General features: G+C 75.0%; 10 protein-coding genes and 1 pseudogene. 5 read left to right on the forward strand and 6 right to left on the reverse strand.

Annotated features, from left to right (window positions below; translation table 11 throughout):
• Positions 1–125 precede the first annotated feature (125 nt).
• The 3 genes and pseudogenes from ACSNOA_RS28565 to ACSNOA_RS28575 all read left to right on the forward strand — a co-directional run bounded on the left by ACSNOA_RS28565 (position 126) and on the right by ACSNOA_RS28575 (position 5,195).
• Positions 126–2,156, forward strand: coding sequence for a PspC domain-containing protein (locus tag ACSNOA_RS28565; protein WP_436662878.1), 2,031 nt, complete (start codon positions 126–128; stop codon positions 2,154–2,156).
• Positions 2,153–2,407: pseudogene (locus ACSNOA_RS28570) on the forward strand (hypothetical protein); the annotation flags it as partial. The gene ACSNOA_RS28565 and the pseudogene ACSNOA_RS28570, both read left to right, overlap by 4 nt.
• Positions 2,408–3,941: 1,534 nt before the next feature.
• Positions 3,942–5,195 (forward strand): phosphatidylserine decarboxylase, encoded by a 1,254-nt coding sequence (locus ACSNOA_RS28575; protein WP_436662879.1) that lies wholly within the window; start codon positions 3,942–3,944, stop codon positions 5,193–5,195.
• Positions 5,196–5,262: 67 nt separating this feature from the next.
• Here the strand turns inward: ACSNOA_RS28575 and ACSNOA_RS28580 are convergent, their stop codons facing one another.
• The 3 genes from ACSNOA_RS28580 to ACSNOA_RS28590 form a co-directional block, all read right to left on the reverse strand.
• On the reverse strand, positions 5,263–6,177 hold the full coding sequence (locus ACSNOA_RS28580; protein WP_436663409.1) for a CDP-alcohol phosphatidyltransferase family protein: 915 nt from the start codon (positions 6,175–6,177) through the stop codon (positions 5,263–5,265).
• Positions 6,178–6,516: 339 nt separating this feature from the next.
• Positions 6,517–7,419 (reverse strand): NUDIX hydrolase, encoded by a 903-nt coding sequence (locus tag ACSNOA_RS28585; protein ID WP_436662880.1) that lies wholly within the window; start codon positions 7,417–7,419, stop codon positions 6,517–6,519.
• A 140-nt stretch (positions 7,420–7,559) separates the two neighbouring features.
• A complete protein-coding gene (locus ACSNOA_RS28590; protein ID WP_436662881.1) occupies positions 7,560–8,507 on the reverse strand; it encodes an NUDIX hydrolase in 948 nt (315 codons plus the stop codon).
• 144 nt (positions 8,508–8,651) lie between these two features.
• Here ACSNOA_RS28590 and ACSNOA_RS28595 point away from each other — a divergent pair, with 144 nt between their 5' ends.
• Positions 8,652–9,032: a PspC domain-containing protein gene (locus ACSNOA_RS28595; RefSeq protein WP_436662882.1), complete on the forward strand. Its 381-nt coding sequence runs from the start codon at positions 8,652–8,654 to the stop codon at positions 9,030–9,032.
• A 7-nt stretch (positions 9,033–9,039) separates the two neighbouring features.
• Here the strand turns inward: ACSNOA_RS28595 and guaA are convergent, their stop codons facing one another.
• Positions 9,040–10,593 (reverse strand): glutamine-hydrolyzing GMP synthase, encoded by a 1,554-nt coding sequence (gene guaA, locus ACSNOA_RS28600; RefSeq protein WP_436662883.1) that lies wholly within the window; start codon positions 10,591–10,593, stop codon positions 9,040–9,042.
• Between the two features lie 149 nt (positions 10,594–10,742).
• Positions 10,743–12,440 carry an FAD-dependent oxidoreductase gene (locus ACSNOA_RS28605; protein ID WP_436662884.1) on the reverse strand — a complete coding sequence of 566 codons (1,698 nt, stop codon included), beginning with the start codon at positions 12,438–12,440 and terminating at the stop codon, positions 10,743–10,745.
• A gap of 142 nt (positions 12,441–12,582) precedes the next feature.
• On the opposite strand from ACSNOA_RS28605, the gene ACSNOA_RS28610 reads away from it, so the two are divergent.
• Positions 12,583–13,716, forward strand: a complete 1,134-nt coding sequence (locus ACSNOA_RS28610) for an LCP family protein (protein WP_436662885.1) — start codon at positions 12,583–12,585, stop codon at positions 13,714–13,716.
• Here the strand turns inward: ACSNOA_RS28610 and ACSNOA_RS28615 are convergent.
• Positions 13,713–15,173, reverse strand: coding sequence for a M1 family metallopeptidase (locus ACSNOA_RS28615; RefSeq protein WP_436662886.1), 1,461 nt, complete (start codon positions 15,171–15,173; stop codon positions 13,713–13,715). The two genes, ACSNOA_RS28610 and ACSNOA_RS28615, sit on opposite strands and share 4 nt — an antisense overlap.
• Positions 15,174–15,251 lie beyond the last annotated feature (78 nt).

A 15,251-nucleotide genomic window follows, 5' to 3' on the forward strand; every position in this document is an offset into this window, starting at 1 on the left:
GTCACACGCGCCGGCGGGTGCCGACCACGGGGACGCCCCGGACATTCCGGCGCCCGGGATCTCAGGGTGGCGTCAGGGTCGGGTCCTGAGGTCGTTCGGGCGGGAGGGGCAGCAGGATCGAGAGCATGAACGAGGAAGCTGCCCAGTCGCCCGGCCCTCAGGCGGCGTCCACGGGCGGGGCGACGCCCTCGCCCGGGTCCGCCGGCTGGACCGGGCCCGCCGCGTTCGGCCCGCCGGCTCCGGCTGGCCCCGGCCCTTCGGGCACGGGAGGCGCCGGCGCGGGCCCCGCGGGATACGGACCGGGCCCCGGGTCGAGCGCGGGCCCCGGCCCGGCGCCGGTCGCCGCGGGCGGGGGGCCCGCGGCGACCACCGGCCACGGTCCGGGCACCGCCGACGCGGGTGCCTTCGGGTACGGCCCGGGCTCCGCCGGCGCGGGCCCCACGGGATACGGACCCGGCTCCGCCGGCGCGGATGCTTTCGGGTACGGCCCCGGCGCTGCCGGTTTCGGCCCCGCCGGAGGATCGGGGGCCGCCGGTGGCGGCGGTGGCACGCCGCCCCCGGCCGGCGGTCCGGGCGGGTTCCCGGGCGACACGCCGCCGGGCGCCGCCGGCTTCACCACGCGGTACGGGTTGGTCCGCCCGCGTGACGGGCGGTACCTGGCCGGGGTCTGCGCGGCCATCGGGCGGGCCACCAACACCGACCCCGTGCTCTGGCGGGTGCTGCTCGCGGTGCTCGGGTTCTTCGGCGGGGTCGGCATCCTCGTCTACATCGCGGCGTGGCTGATCATCCCCGGTGAGGGCGACAGCGCGTCGCCCGTCGAGTCGATGCTGGGACGTGGCCGCTCCAGCATGTCGCCCGTCACCGTCATCGTGCTCAGCATCGTGGCGGCGGTGGGCTTCGGCTACATCGTCACCGACGCCTTCCGGGCGGTGCTGCTCGGCGCGGCCATCCTCATCGGTGGGGCGCTGCTGCTCAATCGGGAGCACCGCGGCCGGGAGCGCGGCCCCGCGGCCGCCCCGCCCCCGGCCGCGCCAGCGGGCCCCGTGCCACCGGTCGCCTACCCGGCGCCCGGCCCGTACGCCGCCCCGCCCACCGTCGACCTGGCCGCCGCCCCCGGCGCGCCCACGCCCGGCGTCGGCCCGGCGGCCGGGCCCCAACCGTCCGCCGCCCCGGCAGCACCCGTGCCGGCGCGCACCCCGCACGCCGCCTACGCCGGCGGTCCGGTCTCCGGCGGCGCTCCCGTCGGCGTCCCCACCCCGGTCAGCGCGCAGCCCGCGGACCGCACCGCCGAGCTGCCGGCCTGGCCGCCGGTCGCCCCGGCCGGGTCCACGCCGCAGGTGTCGGGCGCTCCGGCTCCGGCCCTGCCGTCCGAGGTCGCCCCCCGGAGCGGTCAGCCGGCCACTGCCGGGTACGCCCCGACCGCGCCGCTGCCCCCGGCCGGCTACCGGCCGCCGTTCGCCCCACACGGCCCGTACGCCTCACAGTCGGCGGGCGGCCAACTGCCGATGCCGCCGAAGAAGCCGGCCAAGCAGCCGAAGCGGCCGAAGGAGCGCTCGCCGCTCGGCGCCGTCACGTTCTCGCTGATCTTCCTCGCGCTCGGCTTGGTCGCCGTCCTCGACCTGCTGAACGTCTTCGACGTGGGCGCCTCGGCGTACTTCGCGGCGGCGCTGGCCACCATCGGATTCGGGCTGCTCGTCGGCACCTGGTTCGGCCGGGCCCGCTGGCTCATCGCGCTCGGCCTCGTGACCGCCGCCGCGCTGGCCGTGGGGACGGTCGCCGAGTCGTACGACCGGTTCCGGGGCGTCGACGGCGCGGTGACCTGGGCGCCGGCCAGCTACCAGGATCTCGCCACCCGGTACGAGAACAGCCTCGGCGACGCCGTGCTCGACCTGCGGGCGGTCGACTTCGACAAGCGGAACACCGACATCACGGTCTCGGTCAACCTCGGCAAGGCCACCGTCGTGGTGCCGCCGAACGTCGACGTGACCACGGTGGCCGACGTCAACGCCGGTGACGCGACCATCTTCGGGCGGCACCAGCCCGGCCCGGCCGGAAGGTCCCGGGAGTTCACCGATCTCGGCCCCGACGGGGCGGGCGGCGGGACCCTCCGGCTCTTCGTCCACATCAACGCCGGCAACCTGGTGGTGACTCGGTGAAAGCGCATCGTACGGACCTCGTCTCGTTCGCCTTCGGCCTGCTCTTCCTGGCGCTCGCCGCCTGGTGGCTGTCCGCCCAACTGCTCGGGCTCGCCCTGCCGCCGGTCGGCTGGTTCCTGGCCGGCGCCCTGATCCTCATCGGGATCATGGGCCTCGTCGGCGCCCTCCGCTCCGGCCGCTACGCCGACAGCGCGACCGCACCCGCCGCCACGCCCGCCGACGCACCGGCCGACGCACCGGCCCCGGTGCCGGTCAGCACCGCGGGCGCGCCGGGCTCGGCCGCGCCCGGCGCGCCGAGCTCGGGTGGCCCGGCCGCCGGAGAACCCGTGTCGGCCGCCCCGGCGGCCGGTGAGCCCGTCGCCGCCGGCGGGCCGGCCGGTTGGCACGCGGACCGGCCCACGTCGGGCGGGATCCTGCCGGGCTGGGAGGCGGACCAGCCCACGGCGGGGGGCATCCACCCGGCGTGGGAAGCGGAGCAGCCGACGGTCGGCGGGGTCCATCCCGCCTGGGAGGCGGAGCAGCCGACGGCCGGCGGCGTCCACCCGGCCTGGGAGGCGGAACGACCCACCACCGGCGGCGTCCACCCGGCCTGGGAGGCGGAGCGACCGACGAAGTCCGCGGACACGGCCGGTGCCGGGTCCGACCGTGCGGAGGACGGAGCCGAGGAGCGGCCGACCGAGGCCATCACCGACGCCCCGGTCGAGGCGACCGAGGACCGGCCGAGCGGTGGCCCGGGCGGCGGGGCGAACCCGTGGCCGGCGGCCGACGACGACCCGCGACGCTGACCGGCCCCGACGCTGACCGGCCCGACGCTGACCGGCCCCGACGCTGACGGGCCCGACGCTGACCCGATGGAAGTGTGGCGCTCGACGTGATCGACTCGAGATCCCTGAAGTCGCGGTATCCCGGACCGCCGGATACGCCAACTTCCGTGAACTCGAGTCGATAACTCCCGGCCACGCGGCTTGATCCACACCACATCGCCGAAGTGGCGGTGTCATACGCGCCGCAACCCCGCCACATCGGCGATCTGGAGTCGATCTCGGTAATCGCCGCCCCGCGAGCGAGGCGGCTCGACCGCGGGTCGCACCAGCCGCCCCGCCAGCCGGACCACCCGCTTGCTCTGCACCCCGATATGCACCGGCAAACCCGTGGCACCGTGCCGGAGGGCGAGGTCGACGCCCGATTCGCGTTTCCGCAGGTCAGCGCCATGGTGCATCGGCGGGTGCAGAGCAAGGCGTCGAACGGGGACCGGCGGGCCCGACGCCGACCAGCCACCAGGCCCACCGCGCCCGACGCCGACCAGCCACCAGGCCCACCGCGCCCGAAGCCCACCAGCCGCCAGGCCGACCGCGCCCGAAGCCGACCAGCCTCGACGCTGACCGGCCACCACTCCGACCGGGCCGACGCTCACCAGCCCCGACGCCGACCAGCCACCACACCGACCAGCCACCACACCGACCAACCAGCACGCCGACCGGCCACGGCACCGACCGGGCCCGACGCCGACCCGAGCCCGACGCTGACCGGCCCGCGAATCGACCGGTTCGCCCCGGCCAGCGCGGTAGGCGCCGTCGGCCGGCGGCTGCCGCTCGCGTCGACAGGCGCGGGCGGCCCGGCCAGGGATGGTGAAAGGGCAGCCGGTCGGGACGGTGGCGGCGGTGCGGGCGGCACGCACGGACGCCTATGCTGGCCGATGGACATTCGCCCCGCCCGCCGGCCCCGCGCCGCCCGCGGCGGCCCCGTCGCGCTTGCAGTGCCTACCCCGTCAGGAGCCCGCCCGAGATGACCCAGTCCCCCGCCGTGCGTACCCCCGGACGGCCCGGTCCGGTCCGCATCGGCGAGCGAGCCGCCCGTACCCTCGTCACCGAACTCGCCCGGTTCAACGACCCGAAGGCCGCGCTGCTGGTGGGCGCCAGCGCGCAGTCCCCGGTGCTGGCCGCGGCGATCGAGGCGTTGCTGCCCGGTGACCGGCTCACCGTCGTGCCCGCGGAGGCCGCCTCGGCCACGGCGCTGCGGGAGCACGTCACCGGCCAGGGCCGCTGGGTCTCCGAGCGGGTCCGGGTGGTCGACTCCCTCACCGAGGCCGACCCGGCCGAGGTGGTGATCGCCGCCGAGCCGCTTCTCGGCACGGCCGAGGAGGCGCGGGCCACGATCGAGACGCTCACCAAGTATCTCGGCGACGGCGCGGTGCTCAGCGTGGCGACCGCCGCCGGGCCGGGCCGTACGGCTGGGGCCGCGGGCGAGTTGGAGCGGCAGGACGCGCTGTACGGCGTGGGTAGCGACCTGGTGTTGCGCAATTCCCCTCCGGTACGGCTGTACCGGCTCCGGTTCACGCCGGCGTCCCCCGCCACGGCGGCCCGGCTCGCGCCCGCCCACCGGCCGTCGAGCGTGCCGCTGACCCGGACCATGCACATCGACTCCAACGGTGTGGCCGCCGCCGGGATCACCCTGGGGCTCGCCGCGCTGGCCCGGCTCGCCCGGCCGAAGTCGAAGCTCTGGCTGCTTCCCGCCCTCGCCGCCGCCCCGGTCGCCGCGTTCTTCCGTGACCCGGAGCGGGACGTGCCCGAGGACCCGTCGGCGGTGGTGGCCGCCGCGGACGGGCAGGTGCTGTCGGTGCGGCGGCTGCACGACGAGCGCTTCGGTGACGGGGAGTGGTTGCGTGTCGCGGTCTTCCTGTCGGTGCTGGACGTGCACGTCAACCGGGCGCCGGTCGCCGGCAAGGTGGTCGACTACTTCGTGGCCGACGGCGGGTTCGTCAACGCCATGAAGCCGGACGCCGAGCACAACGTGGCCGCGTACACGGTGCTCGACACCGCGAACGGCACGGTGGTCGTCGCGCAAAGGACCGGGCTGATCGCCCGGCGGATCGTGCAGCGGGCGCCGATCGGCACGCTGCTGGCCCGGGGCGAGCGTTTCGGGCTCATCCGGTTCGGCTCGCGCACCGACGTCTACCTGCCGGCCGACGCCGCGGACCCGCTGGTCGGCCCGGGCGACAAGGTGGTCGGTGGCGCCACGGTGATCGCGCGCTGGCGCTGAGACGGACGGGGACACCTGAGAAGGGGCGCCGCGGGTTCGCGGCGCCCCTTCTGACGTACGACGGAAATCAGGCGGCGCGGCGCTGGCGCAGCCAGAGGACCGGGCCGCTCACCAGGTAGCCGACCACGATGAGCGCGAAGGTGATCCGGACGTCGACGAGCGCGCCGACCACCGGGGCCAGCCAGAGCCACGGCGGCAGCTTCACGAGCCGGGCCAGCTTGGCGTACGGGAAGCTGGACACCATGGCGAAGGCGAGCAGCGCCACGCCGGCCAGCAGCACCGGCCCGGGTACGGGCACACGGATGGCGACGGTCACCGCGAGCACGGCGGCGGCCATCGTGGTGGGCACGCCGCAGAAGAAGCGCCCGTCCTTCGGCGAGACGTTGAACCGGGCGAGCCGGATGGCGGCGCAGGCCGCGACGAGCGCGCAGGCGACGGCCGCGGCCGCCGTCGACACGGAGCCGGCGAGCGAGGCGTAGACGACCACCGGCGCGGCGAGACCGAACGAGCACATGTCGGCCAGCGAGTCCATCTGCGCGCCGAACGGGCTGGCCACACCCAGCTTGCGGGCCAGCGCGCCGTCCAGGCCGTCGAACGCCACGCAGGCGATGAGGCACAGCGCGGCGACGCGTACGTCGCCCTGCATGGCCAGGAAGATGGCGAGCATGCCGAGCGTGAGGCTGCTCAGTGTGCACGCGTTGACCAGGGCGAACTTCGCGCGCCGGGTGGCGGTGCGCTCGCCGGGGAGCAGCGGGATCGACCGGGCCGCGTCGTCGGGCTCGGCGACCGGCGCCACGGCCGGGCTGACCGGCATGACGGCCTCGATCTCGGCCCGGCTGGGCCGGTCGAGACCGTAGCGACGCCGGTGGTCGACGTAACGGGGCTCGGCGAGCGCCGTGTCGGTGCCGCCGTGGAGGTCGCCGTCGCGGCGACCCACTCGAACCAGCAGCACCTGCCGGGCGAACGTGCTGCTGCGACGCAGCCGGCCCGCCCAGCGACGCCCTGCGGGGCGCGGACTGTCAGTCGTACGACGCCGGCGCCATGGGGCTCTCGGCACGCTTCCTCCATCACCGGATCGGCTGGCCGCCTCGGGGCGGGTGTCCGGCTGTCTCGTGCCGGACCTTTCGTGGCCCGGCAGCCGTTGTGCGGAGTACACCATCGCACAGGGAACGGCGCTTGGCGATAGCTGTCGGGGGCCTATATCTCCGTAAACCGTGCGAGCGGCCCTCTTATTCCCAACCCGGGCCTCATCGCCCGTTCCGCCATCATTCCCCACCTCGACTGTACCGGAGGGCGCCAGTCTCGGCCGGGTTGGCGAGTGTTATCGCCCTCGACGTCCGGTAGCGCGGGCGGCGATCTCGGTCAGCGGCAGCCCGGCGAGCTGGTCACGGGTGAACCACCCGGCCCGCGCCGTCGACCCGCCGGCCAGCTCGGTGACCCGCGGCTCGGTCGGCGCCTCGACCACCACCCGGTAGATCACCCGCACCCCGTGCCAGTCCAGCGGTCGCCCCTCCGGCCCGAGCGCGGCCGGGTTGTGCAGGTTGTCCAGCCCGATGAGCCCGGTCACGCGGCCGAGCTGGCCCGATTCCTCGACGAGTTCGCGCAGCAGCGCGGGCACCGGCTGCTCGCCGTGGTCCGTCCCGCCGCCGGGCAGGTGCCACCGGCCCGCCCCGGGGTAGCCGTCCGCGATCATCGTGAGCAGCACCCGACCCTCCGGGTCGGTGACCAGCCCGTACGCCCCGAAGCGCAGCCGGCGGTCGGGGTGCGGCGGCGGAAAGGCCCACCGCCCGGCCCGTGGGGCCGGCAGGGGTGTCACGGGCAGGCCGAGCAGTTCGGCCGTGAACGGCATGAGCGGCAGCTCGGCCGCCTCCTGGGGCGTGACCCAGCGGGCCTGGTCGGTGGCGCCCGCACCCTCGTCGCGCAGGCTGCCCCCGATGACGGCCAGGTCGAAGACCACCCGGTCGGTGTGCAGGGAGACGTCGGCCTCCGGGAACGGGATCACGTCCGCCACCACGGCGTGCAGGTCCGTGATCTCGACGGTCAGGCCGGTCTCCTCGGTGACCTCGCGTACCACCGTGTGGGCCGGGTGCTCGGCGTGCTCCACTCCGCCGCCGGGCACCTGCCAGATGCCGGGGAAGTCGGCGCTGGCCGACGCCCGCACCAGCAGCACCCGCCCGTCGTCCCGGCAGAGGCCGTACGCCCCCACCCGCCGCCGCTGCTCCATCCGCTGACTCCCCCGCCCGCCGCCCGCCACCCGACGATCATGAAGTTATCGCCGTCCATACCGGCGTGTCCCGACAATAACTTCATGATCGCCGCGGGAAGCGGCGAGGGGCGCGGGGGCGTGAGAAGCGCGCGAGGGGGTCAGGCTAGCTGGGCGGCCTGGACGGCCTCGGCGGTCACCTCGGTGAGGTGGTCGGTGGGTAGCGCGCCGAGCTCCTCCCTCGCGAACCAGCGGGCCTCGGAGGTGGAGCCCCCGACGTCGGCGACCCGGGGCGGCGCCGGTTTGTCGACCACCACCCGGTAGAAGGCGCGTACGCCGTGCCAGTCGATGGGGTAGCCCTCGGGGCCGAGCGAGGCGGCATCCCGGTGGCTGGCGACGCCGAGCAGCCCCACCAGCCGACCGGTCTGCCCGGTCTCCTCGACGAGTTCGCGGATCAGCGCCGCCCCGGGCTGCTCGCCGTAGTCGGTGCCGCCGCCGGGCAGGTGCCAGCAGCCCGCGCCCGGGTAGCCGTCGGCGACCCGGGTGAGCAGCACCCGGCCGGCCGGGTCGGTGCAGACCGCGTACGCCGCGAAGCGCTGCGCCCGGTGCAGCCCGTCCGGGCCGGGCACGGCGTAGAAGGAGGGGAACTCGGGCGCCTCGTCGGGGACCACGTCGGCCGAGGCGGCCGGCAGGTCGAGGGCCCGCGCCGTGAACGCCCGCAGCGGCAGCTCGGCGGCCTCCTCCCGGGTGAACCACCGGGCCAGGTCGGTGGGCCGGCCCACCCGGTCGCTGAGGGTGCCGCCGCGCACCGAGACCCGGTAGACGAGCCGGTCCGTGTGGATCGTGATACCGCGCTCGGGCAGCGCCCGCATGTCCGCCAGCACGTCCTCGAGGCCGGTCACCGCGACCGACAGCCCGGTCTCGGCCGCGGTCTCCCGGACGACGGTGTGGTTCGGATCCTCACCGTGGTCGACCGCCCCGCCGGGCAGCGACCAGGTGCCCGGTGTGCCGGATCGCTCCGACGCGCGGACCAGCAGAACTCGACCGGCCGAATCAGCACAAACTGCGTATGCCGCGATCCTGCGAAGCGGCGTCAGCGTGGTGGTCACGGGAAAAAATTCTCCCCCGGCCCGGTTACCCCCATCGAAAAGAGTCGGATTCCTGACTCAACGCTCCCGCCTCAGGGGGCGGTCAGGGTAGGGATCCGGGCGGTCACCGAGGTCGCCGCGACGCCCGGCGCGGACGGTGGAGACATGACAGCCTCCATCCCTCCCCAGGCTCCGTACAAGCAGCTCCGGCGACCGACCACCGACCGGATGGTGGCGGGTGTCGCCAGCGGCCTCGGCCGCTACCTCGACGTCGATCCCGTCCTGGTCCGAGTGATCTTCGCGGTCGCCGGGCTCCTCACCGGCGGGCTGGCGCTGCTCGCGTACCCGATCATGTGGTTCCTCATGCCCGAGGAGCCGGCGGGCGCACCCGCCTGGCCGCACCCCGCGGGCGCCGCGCCGCACGCGCCCGCCGCCGGAACCGTGCCGCCGGCGGGGTACGCCCCGGCCGGGCCCTACCCGCCGGCCGGTCCCGGCATGACCCCGCCGCAGCCGCCGACCGGGCCGGTGCCGCCGGCCGCCGGCTGAGCCGGGGTCACTCCCACTCGATGGTGCCCGGCGGCTTGCTGGTCACGTCCAGCACCACGCGGTTGACCTCGGCGACCTCGTTGGTGATCCGGGTGGAGATCCGGGCGACCACCTCGTAGGGCAGCCGGGACCAGTCGGCCGTCATCGCGTCCTCGCTGGAGACCGGGCGCAGCACCACGGGATGCCCGTAGCTGCGCCCGTCGCCCTGCACGCCGACGCTGCGGACGTCGGCCAGGAGCACCACCGGGAACTGCCACACGCCCCGGTCCAGGCCGGCGGCGGTGAGCTCCTCGCGGGCGATCAGGTCGGCCCGGCGGAGCACCTCGAGGCGCTCCCGGTCGACGGCGCCGATGATCCGGATGGCGAGGCCGGGGCCCGGGAACGGGTGCCGCCACACCATCGCCTCGGGCAGCCCCAGTTGCAGGCCGAGCGCCCGCACCTCGTCCTTGAACAGCGTGCGCAGCGGCTCGACGAGCGCGAACTTCAGGTCATCCGGCAGGCCGCCGACGTTGTGGTGGCTCTTGATGTTGGCGGTGCCGGCGCCGCCGCCGGACTCGACCACGTCGGGGTAGAGGGTGCCCTGCACGAGGAACTCGACGTCGCCGTGGGAGGCGATCTCCCGGGCGGCGGACTCGAAGACCCGGATGAACTCCCGGCCGATGATCTTGCGCTTCTGCTCCGGGTCGGTCACCCCGGCGAGCGCGCCGAGGAACCGGTCCGCGGCGTCGACCACCTTGAGCTTGATGCCGGTGGCCGCCACGTAGTCCTTCTCGACCTGCTCGGCCTCGCCGGCGCGCAGCAGGCCGTGGTCGACGAACACGCAGGTCAGCTGGTCGCCGACGGCCCGGTGGACCAGCGCCGCGGCGACCGCCGAGTCGACGCCGCCGCTCAGGCCGCAGATGACCTCCTTGTCACCGACCTGCTCGCGGATCCGGGCGACCTGCTCGTCGATGATGTTCTCCGGCGTCCAGGTGGGCTCGATGCCGGCGATCTCGTGGAGGAACCGGGCCAGGATCTCCTGGCCGTGGGCGGTGTGCCCGACCTCCGGGTGGAACTGCACCCCGGCCCGGCGGCCGGCCAGGTCCTCGAAGGCGGCGACCGGCGCGCCCGACGACTCGGCGGTCACCGTGAACCCGGCCGGCGCCTCGGTCACGCAGTCGCCGTGGCTCATCCAGACCGGCAGGTCGTCCGGGAGGTCGCGGAGCAGCACGCCGGCGTCCGGGCGGGCGCGCAGCGGGGTGCCGCCGTACTCCCGGTTGCCGGTGCGGGCCACGGTGCCGCCGAGCGCCTGGGCCATCGCCTGGAAGCCGTAGCAGATGCCGAAGACGGGTACGCCGGCCGTGAACATGCCGGCGTCGATCTGCGGGGCGCCCGGCGCGTAGACGCTGGACGGGCCTCCGGACAGGATGATCGCGGCCGGGTCCTTCGCCAGCATCTCGGCGACGGGCATGGTGTGCGGCACGATCTCGGAGTAGACGTTCGCCTCGCGCACCCGACGCGCGATGAGCTGGGCGTACTGGGCTCCGAGGTCCACCACGAGGACAGGGCGAGGCGTGCTCATGTGGGCAAAGCCTACCGACAGTCACGGGCGCCCCGGACACGCCCCGCCGGCCACCGCCCGACTTCCGCGATCTTGCAGTTTCCGCCCCGGCGAACGGGACAAACGCCGCGTTCCGGGGGCCGAAACTGCAAGATCGCGGGGGACGGAGGTCAGAGGCGTAGGGCTGCGGGGGCCTCGGGCGGTACCGCGGGGTTGCGCGGGGGGACCGGCTTCAGGCGGCGGTACGGAGCGCCCAGGGGCGGTCTCGGATCGTCCTCGCCCCTGTTCGGCCAGAGGGACATCGCCCTCTCCGCCTGCGCGGTGATCGTCAGCGACGGGTTCACCCCGAGGTTCGCGGTGACGGCCGCCCCGTCCACCACGTGCAGCCCCGGATGCCCGTAGACCCGGTGGTACGGGTCGATCACCCCGTCGGCCGGGGTGGCGCCGATGGCCGCGCCGCCGAGGATGTGCGCGGTCATCGGGATGTCGAACGGCTCGGTCAGGGCGCCGCCCGGCGTACCGCCGATCTCCTCGGCGAGCAGGCGGGCCGCCGTGTTGCCGGCCGGGATCCAGGTGGGGCTCGGCTCACCGTGCCCGGGAAGCGTGACGAGCCGCCGCCCGAGCGGCCCGCGTCGCCAGCGGGTGGTCAGCGAGTTGTCGAGCGACTGCATGACCAGGGCGATCACCGTCCGCTGGGACCAGTCGCGGACCGACAGCAGCCGCGCCGCGGTGCGGGGCTGGCGCAGCAGGACGCCGAACCAGCGCCGCAGGCGGTGCGGACCGCCGTCGACCAGCAGGGACTGGAGCAGCCCCATGGCGTTGGAGCCCCGCCCGTAGCGGACCGGCTCGATGTGCGTCTGCGGGTCGGGGTGGAACGAGCTGGTGATGGCGACGCCCTCGGTGAAGTCGAGCGCCCGGGCGCGGGCCTGGCCTCGGGGCACGGAGGCGCCGAGGATGGCCTCCGAGTTGGTCCGGGTCAGCTCGCCCAACCGCGGGGACAGGCCCGGCAGGGCGCCGCTCGCCCGCATCGCGTGCAGGAGCCGTTGGGTGCCGAGCGCGCCGGCCGCGAAGACGACCTGGTCGGCCCGGACCACCTGCCGACGCCGGCGCAGCCAGGCGCCGGTGCGGACGGTGTGCACCTCGTACCCGCCGTCGGACGCGGGGCGGACGGCGGTGACCGTGGTGAGCGGGTGCACCCGCGCGCCGAGCCGCTCGGCGAGCCACAGGTAGTTCTTGACCAGCGTGTTCTTGGCCCCCAGCCGGCAGCCCGTCATGCAGGAGCCGCAGTGCGTGCAGCCGGTGCGCTCCGGGCCGGCGCCGCCGAAGTACGGGTCGGCGGCCCGCTGGCCGGGACGGCCGATGTGCACGCCGACGGGCGTGGCGTGGAACGTGTGGCCCACCCCCATCCGCGCGGCCACCGCCCGCATGGCCCGGTCCGCGCCGGTCTCCCGCGGGTACGTGGTGACGCCGAGCATCCGCTTCGCCTGGTCGTAGTGCGGCGCGAGCTCGTCCCGCCAGTCGGTGATGTCGCGCCACTGCGGATCGGCGTAGAACGCGGGCAGCGGCTCGTAGAGGGTGTTGGCGTAGACCAGCGAGCCGCCGCCCACCCCCGCCCCGGAGAGCACGAGCACCCCGCCACCGGCCCGCCGGTCGGCCGAGCGGAGCAGCGTGATTCGCTGGATGCCGTAGCAGCCCAGCCCCGGCGCCCAGAGGAAGCGGCGCAGCCGCCACGACGTCTCCGGGAACTCGTCGTCGGCGAAGCGCCGCCCGGCCTCCAGCACTCCGACGGAGTAGCCCTTCTCGGCGAGCCGCAGGGCCGCGACGCTGCCACCGAAGCCGGACCCGATGACCACCACGTCGTACCGCATGACCGCATCATTACCGGTCGGTAGCCGTCGCGCCAGGGGCGTTTTCACGGGATCATCCACACTCGGCGCATCGGCGCCACGGGGCGGCAACCGGAGGCACCCGTCGGAACGTCACAGAGGTACGGGTGGAAGGGGTCGCCAGATGAGCCTCGGGTCAGGTCTGACACGCCGTCGCTGGCTGGTCGGCGTGCTGCTGCTCGCCGCGATCGTGCTCGTCACCGCCGGTGGGGTGGTGGCCGTCCGGCTGGTGGGCGACCGGGGCCCGGACACCGGCGCGGCATCGGGCGCCTCGGGAAGCCCCTCCCCGAGCACACCGGTCCCGTCCCCCAGCCCGTCCACCTCGCCCCCGCCGCCGCCGGGTGCCGACATCACCGGCCCGCTCAACCTGCTGCTCGTGGGTGTGGACACCCGGGTCAGCGTCCCCGGGTGGGAGCCGCACGCCGACGCCGTCCTGGTGCTGCACGTGCCCCGGGGGCTCGACCGGGCGTACCTGTTCTCGCTCCCCCGCGACCTGGTGGTCGACATCCCGGCCTTCCCGAAGGCCGGCTACCGCGGCGGGCGGACCAAGCTGACCCACGCCATGAGCTACGGCAGCCGGGTGCCGGGCCGCCCGAAGCAGCCGAACACCGCGCAGGGGTACGAGCTGGTGCGCAGCACCGTGAGCGGGTACACGGGGCTGCGCATCGACGCGGGCGCGGTGATCACCTTCAACGGCTTCGACCGGCTCGTGGACAGCCTCGGCGGGGTGGACATCTACGTCGACCAGCGGGTCGAGTCGCGGCACCGCCGGCCCGACGGCCGGCACCGGGAGCCCGGCGCGGGTGGGTACGTCGGGCCGCAGATGGTCTACGAGAAGGGCAACCGCCACCTCACCGGATGGCAGGCGCTGGACTACGCGCGGCAGCGCTACATCCCCGGCGGGGACTACAGCCGGCAGCGGCACCAGCAGCAACTGATCCGGGCCCTCGCCCGCAAGATCCTGGACCAGGGGCTCGCCCGTGACCCCGACCGGGTGCAGCAGGTCGCCGACGCGCTCGGCGACACGCTCGTCTACGCCGGTGGCGGGCGGCGGCTCGTCGAGTTCGCGTACGCCCTGGGTGGCCTGCCGGCGGACCGGTTCGTGCTGGTCGGCCTGCCCGGCTCGTCGGTCGGCTCCGGCGGCTCCTACCGCGGCGAGCAGCTCACCTCGGTGGGCCGCCGCTTCCTCACCGAACTCCGCGCCGGCCGTGCCGAGCCCTACCTGTCCGCCCACCCCACCCTGCGGGTGAAGACCTAGAGGGGCTTGGGCTCGGCGGGACGGGTGGTGCCGTAGAGCCAGGCGTCGAAGAGGCCCTTGAGCTTCTTGCCCGAGACGCGTTCGGCCAACGCGACGAACTCCTCGGTGGTGCCGTTGCTGTTGCGCTTCTCCGCCGCCCAGGTCTTCAGGATCTCGAAGAACGCCTTGTCGCCGACCGCGACCCGCAGCGCGTGCACCGTCATCCCGCCGCGCTGGTAGACCGCGTCGCTGAACAGGTTCGCCACACCCGGCTTGCCGGGCGGGGTCCGCCAGAACTGGCTGGGCGAGCCCGCGTAGCGGGTGGCGAAGGCGGCCGCGGCCCGCCGGCCCTCGCTGTGCTCGGCCCACAGCCACTCGGCGTACGTGGCGAGCCCCTCGTTGAGCCAGATGTCCTGCCACCGCGAGAGCGCCACGCTGTCGCCGTACCACTGGTGCGCCAGCTCGTGCGCCACCACGCCCGTGTTCACGCCCTGCCGGAAGAACCCGGCGGAGTAGACCGGCCGTGACTGCGTCTCCAGCGCGTACCGGATCCGCGAGTCGGAGACGACCACCCCGCCGTACGCCTCGAACGGGTACGGCCCGAAGACGCTCTCCAGGTAGTCGGCCACCTCGACGGTCTTCGCGATCGACTCGTCCGCCGCGCCCTCGGAGATGCCGCTCTCGACGGCGCTGAACACGGGCCGTCCCTTGTGCTCGCCGGTGGTCACCCGGAGCTTGCCGATCACCACAAAACTCAGGTAGCTGGCCATCGGCTGACGCTCGGACCACTTCCAGGTCGTCCAGCCGCCGCTGCCGGACCTCCCGGCCGGCACCCCGTTGCTGACCGCCGTCAACCCGTCCGGGACGGTGATCTCGAAGTCGTACGTGGCCTTGTCGGACGGGTGGTCGTTGACCGGAAACCACGTGCTCGCCGACTCGGGCTGGCCGAGCGCGATCGCGCCGGTCTGCGTGTGGAGGAAACCGCCCAGCCCGAGCACCTCGTTCTCCAGCGGCGCGGGCTCGCCCTCGTACGCCACCTCGACGACGAAGCCGTTGCCGGCGATCAGGCCGTGGGCCGGCGTCACCACCAGCTCGTCGCCCTTACGGGAGTGCTTCGCGGGCGCACCGTCCACGGTCACCGACCGCACGGTCATCCCGGCGAGGTCCAGATTGAACGCCGACAGGTCGGCGGTCGCCGCGGCGTGCACGGTCGTGGTGCCGCTGAGCCGGTCCTTCGCCGGCTCGTAGCGGACCTTCACCGTGTACCGGCCGACGTCGTAGCCGCCGTTGCCGTAGGTGGGGAAGTACGGGTCACCCGCGCCGGCCGCTCCGGGCTTGAACTCCCGGGCGGCCGCCGACGACGGCGCGGCCGCCGGCGCGGGGTCCGAGCCGGCCGGCGCCGAGTCGCAACCGGCCAGCAGGGCGCCGGTCAGCACCAGACCGCCAGCCACCCGCAGAGCACGCCGTGGCAGCCCCATCGCCTCGCCCTCCCGCAGTGTCGACGGCTTCCGCGCCCGTCGTCGGCGCCCGGTCGCCCGGCCCGCCCCGCTGAGGCA

The organism is Micromonospora sp. URMC 103 (assembly GCF_051386435.1).
Taxonomy (GTDB): domain Bacteria; phylum Actinomycetota; class Actinomycetes; order Mycobacteriales; family Micromonosporaceae; genus Micromonospora.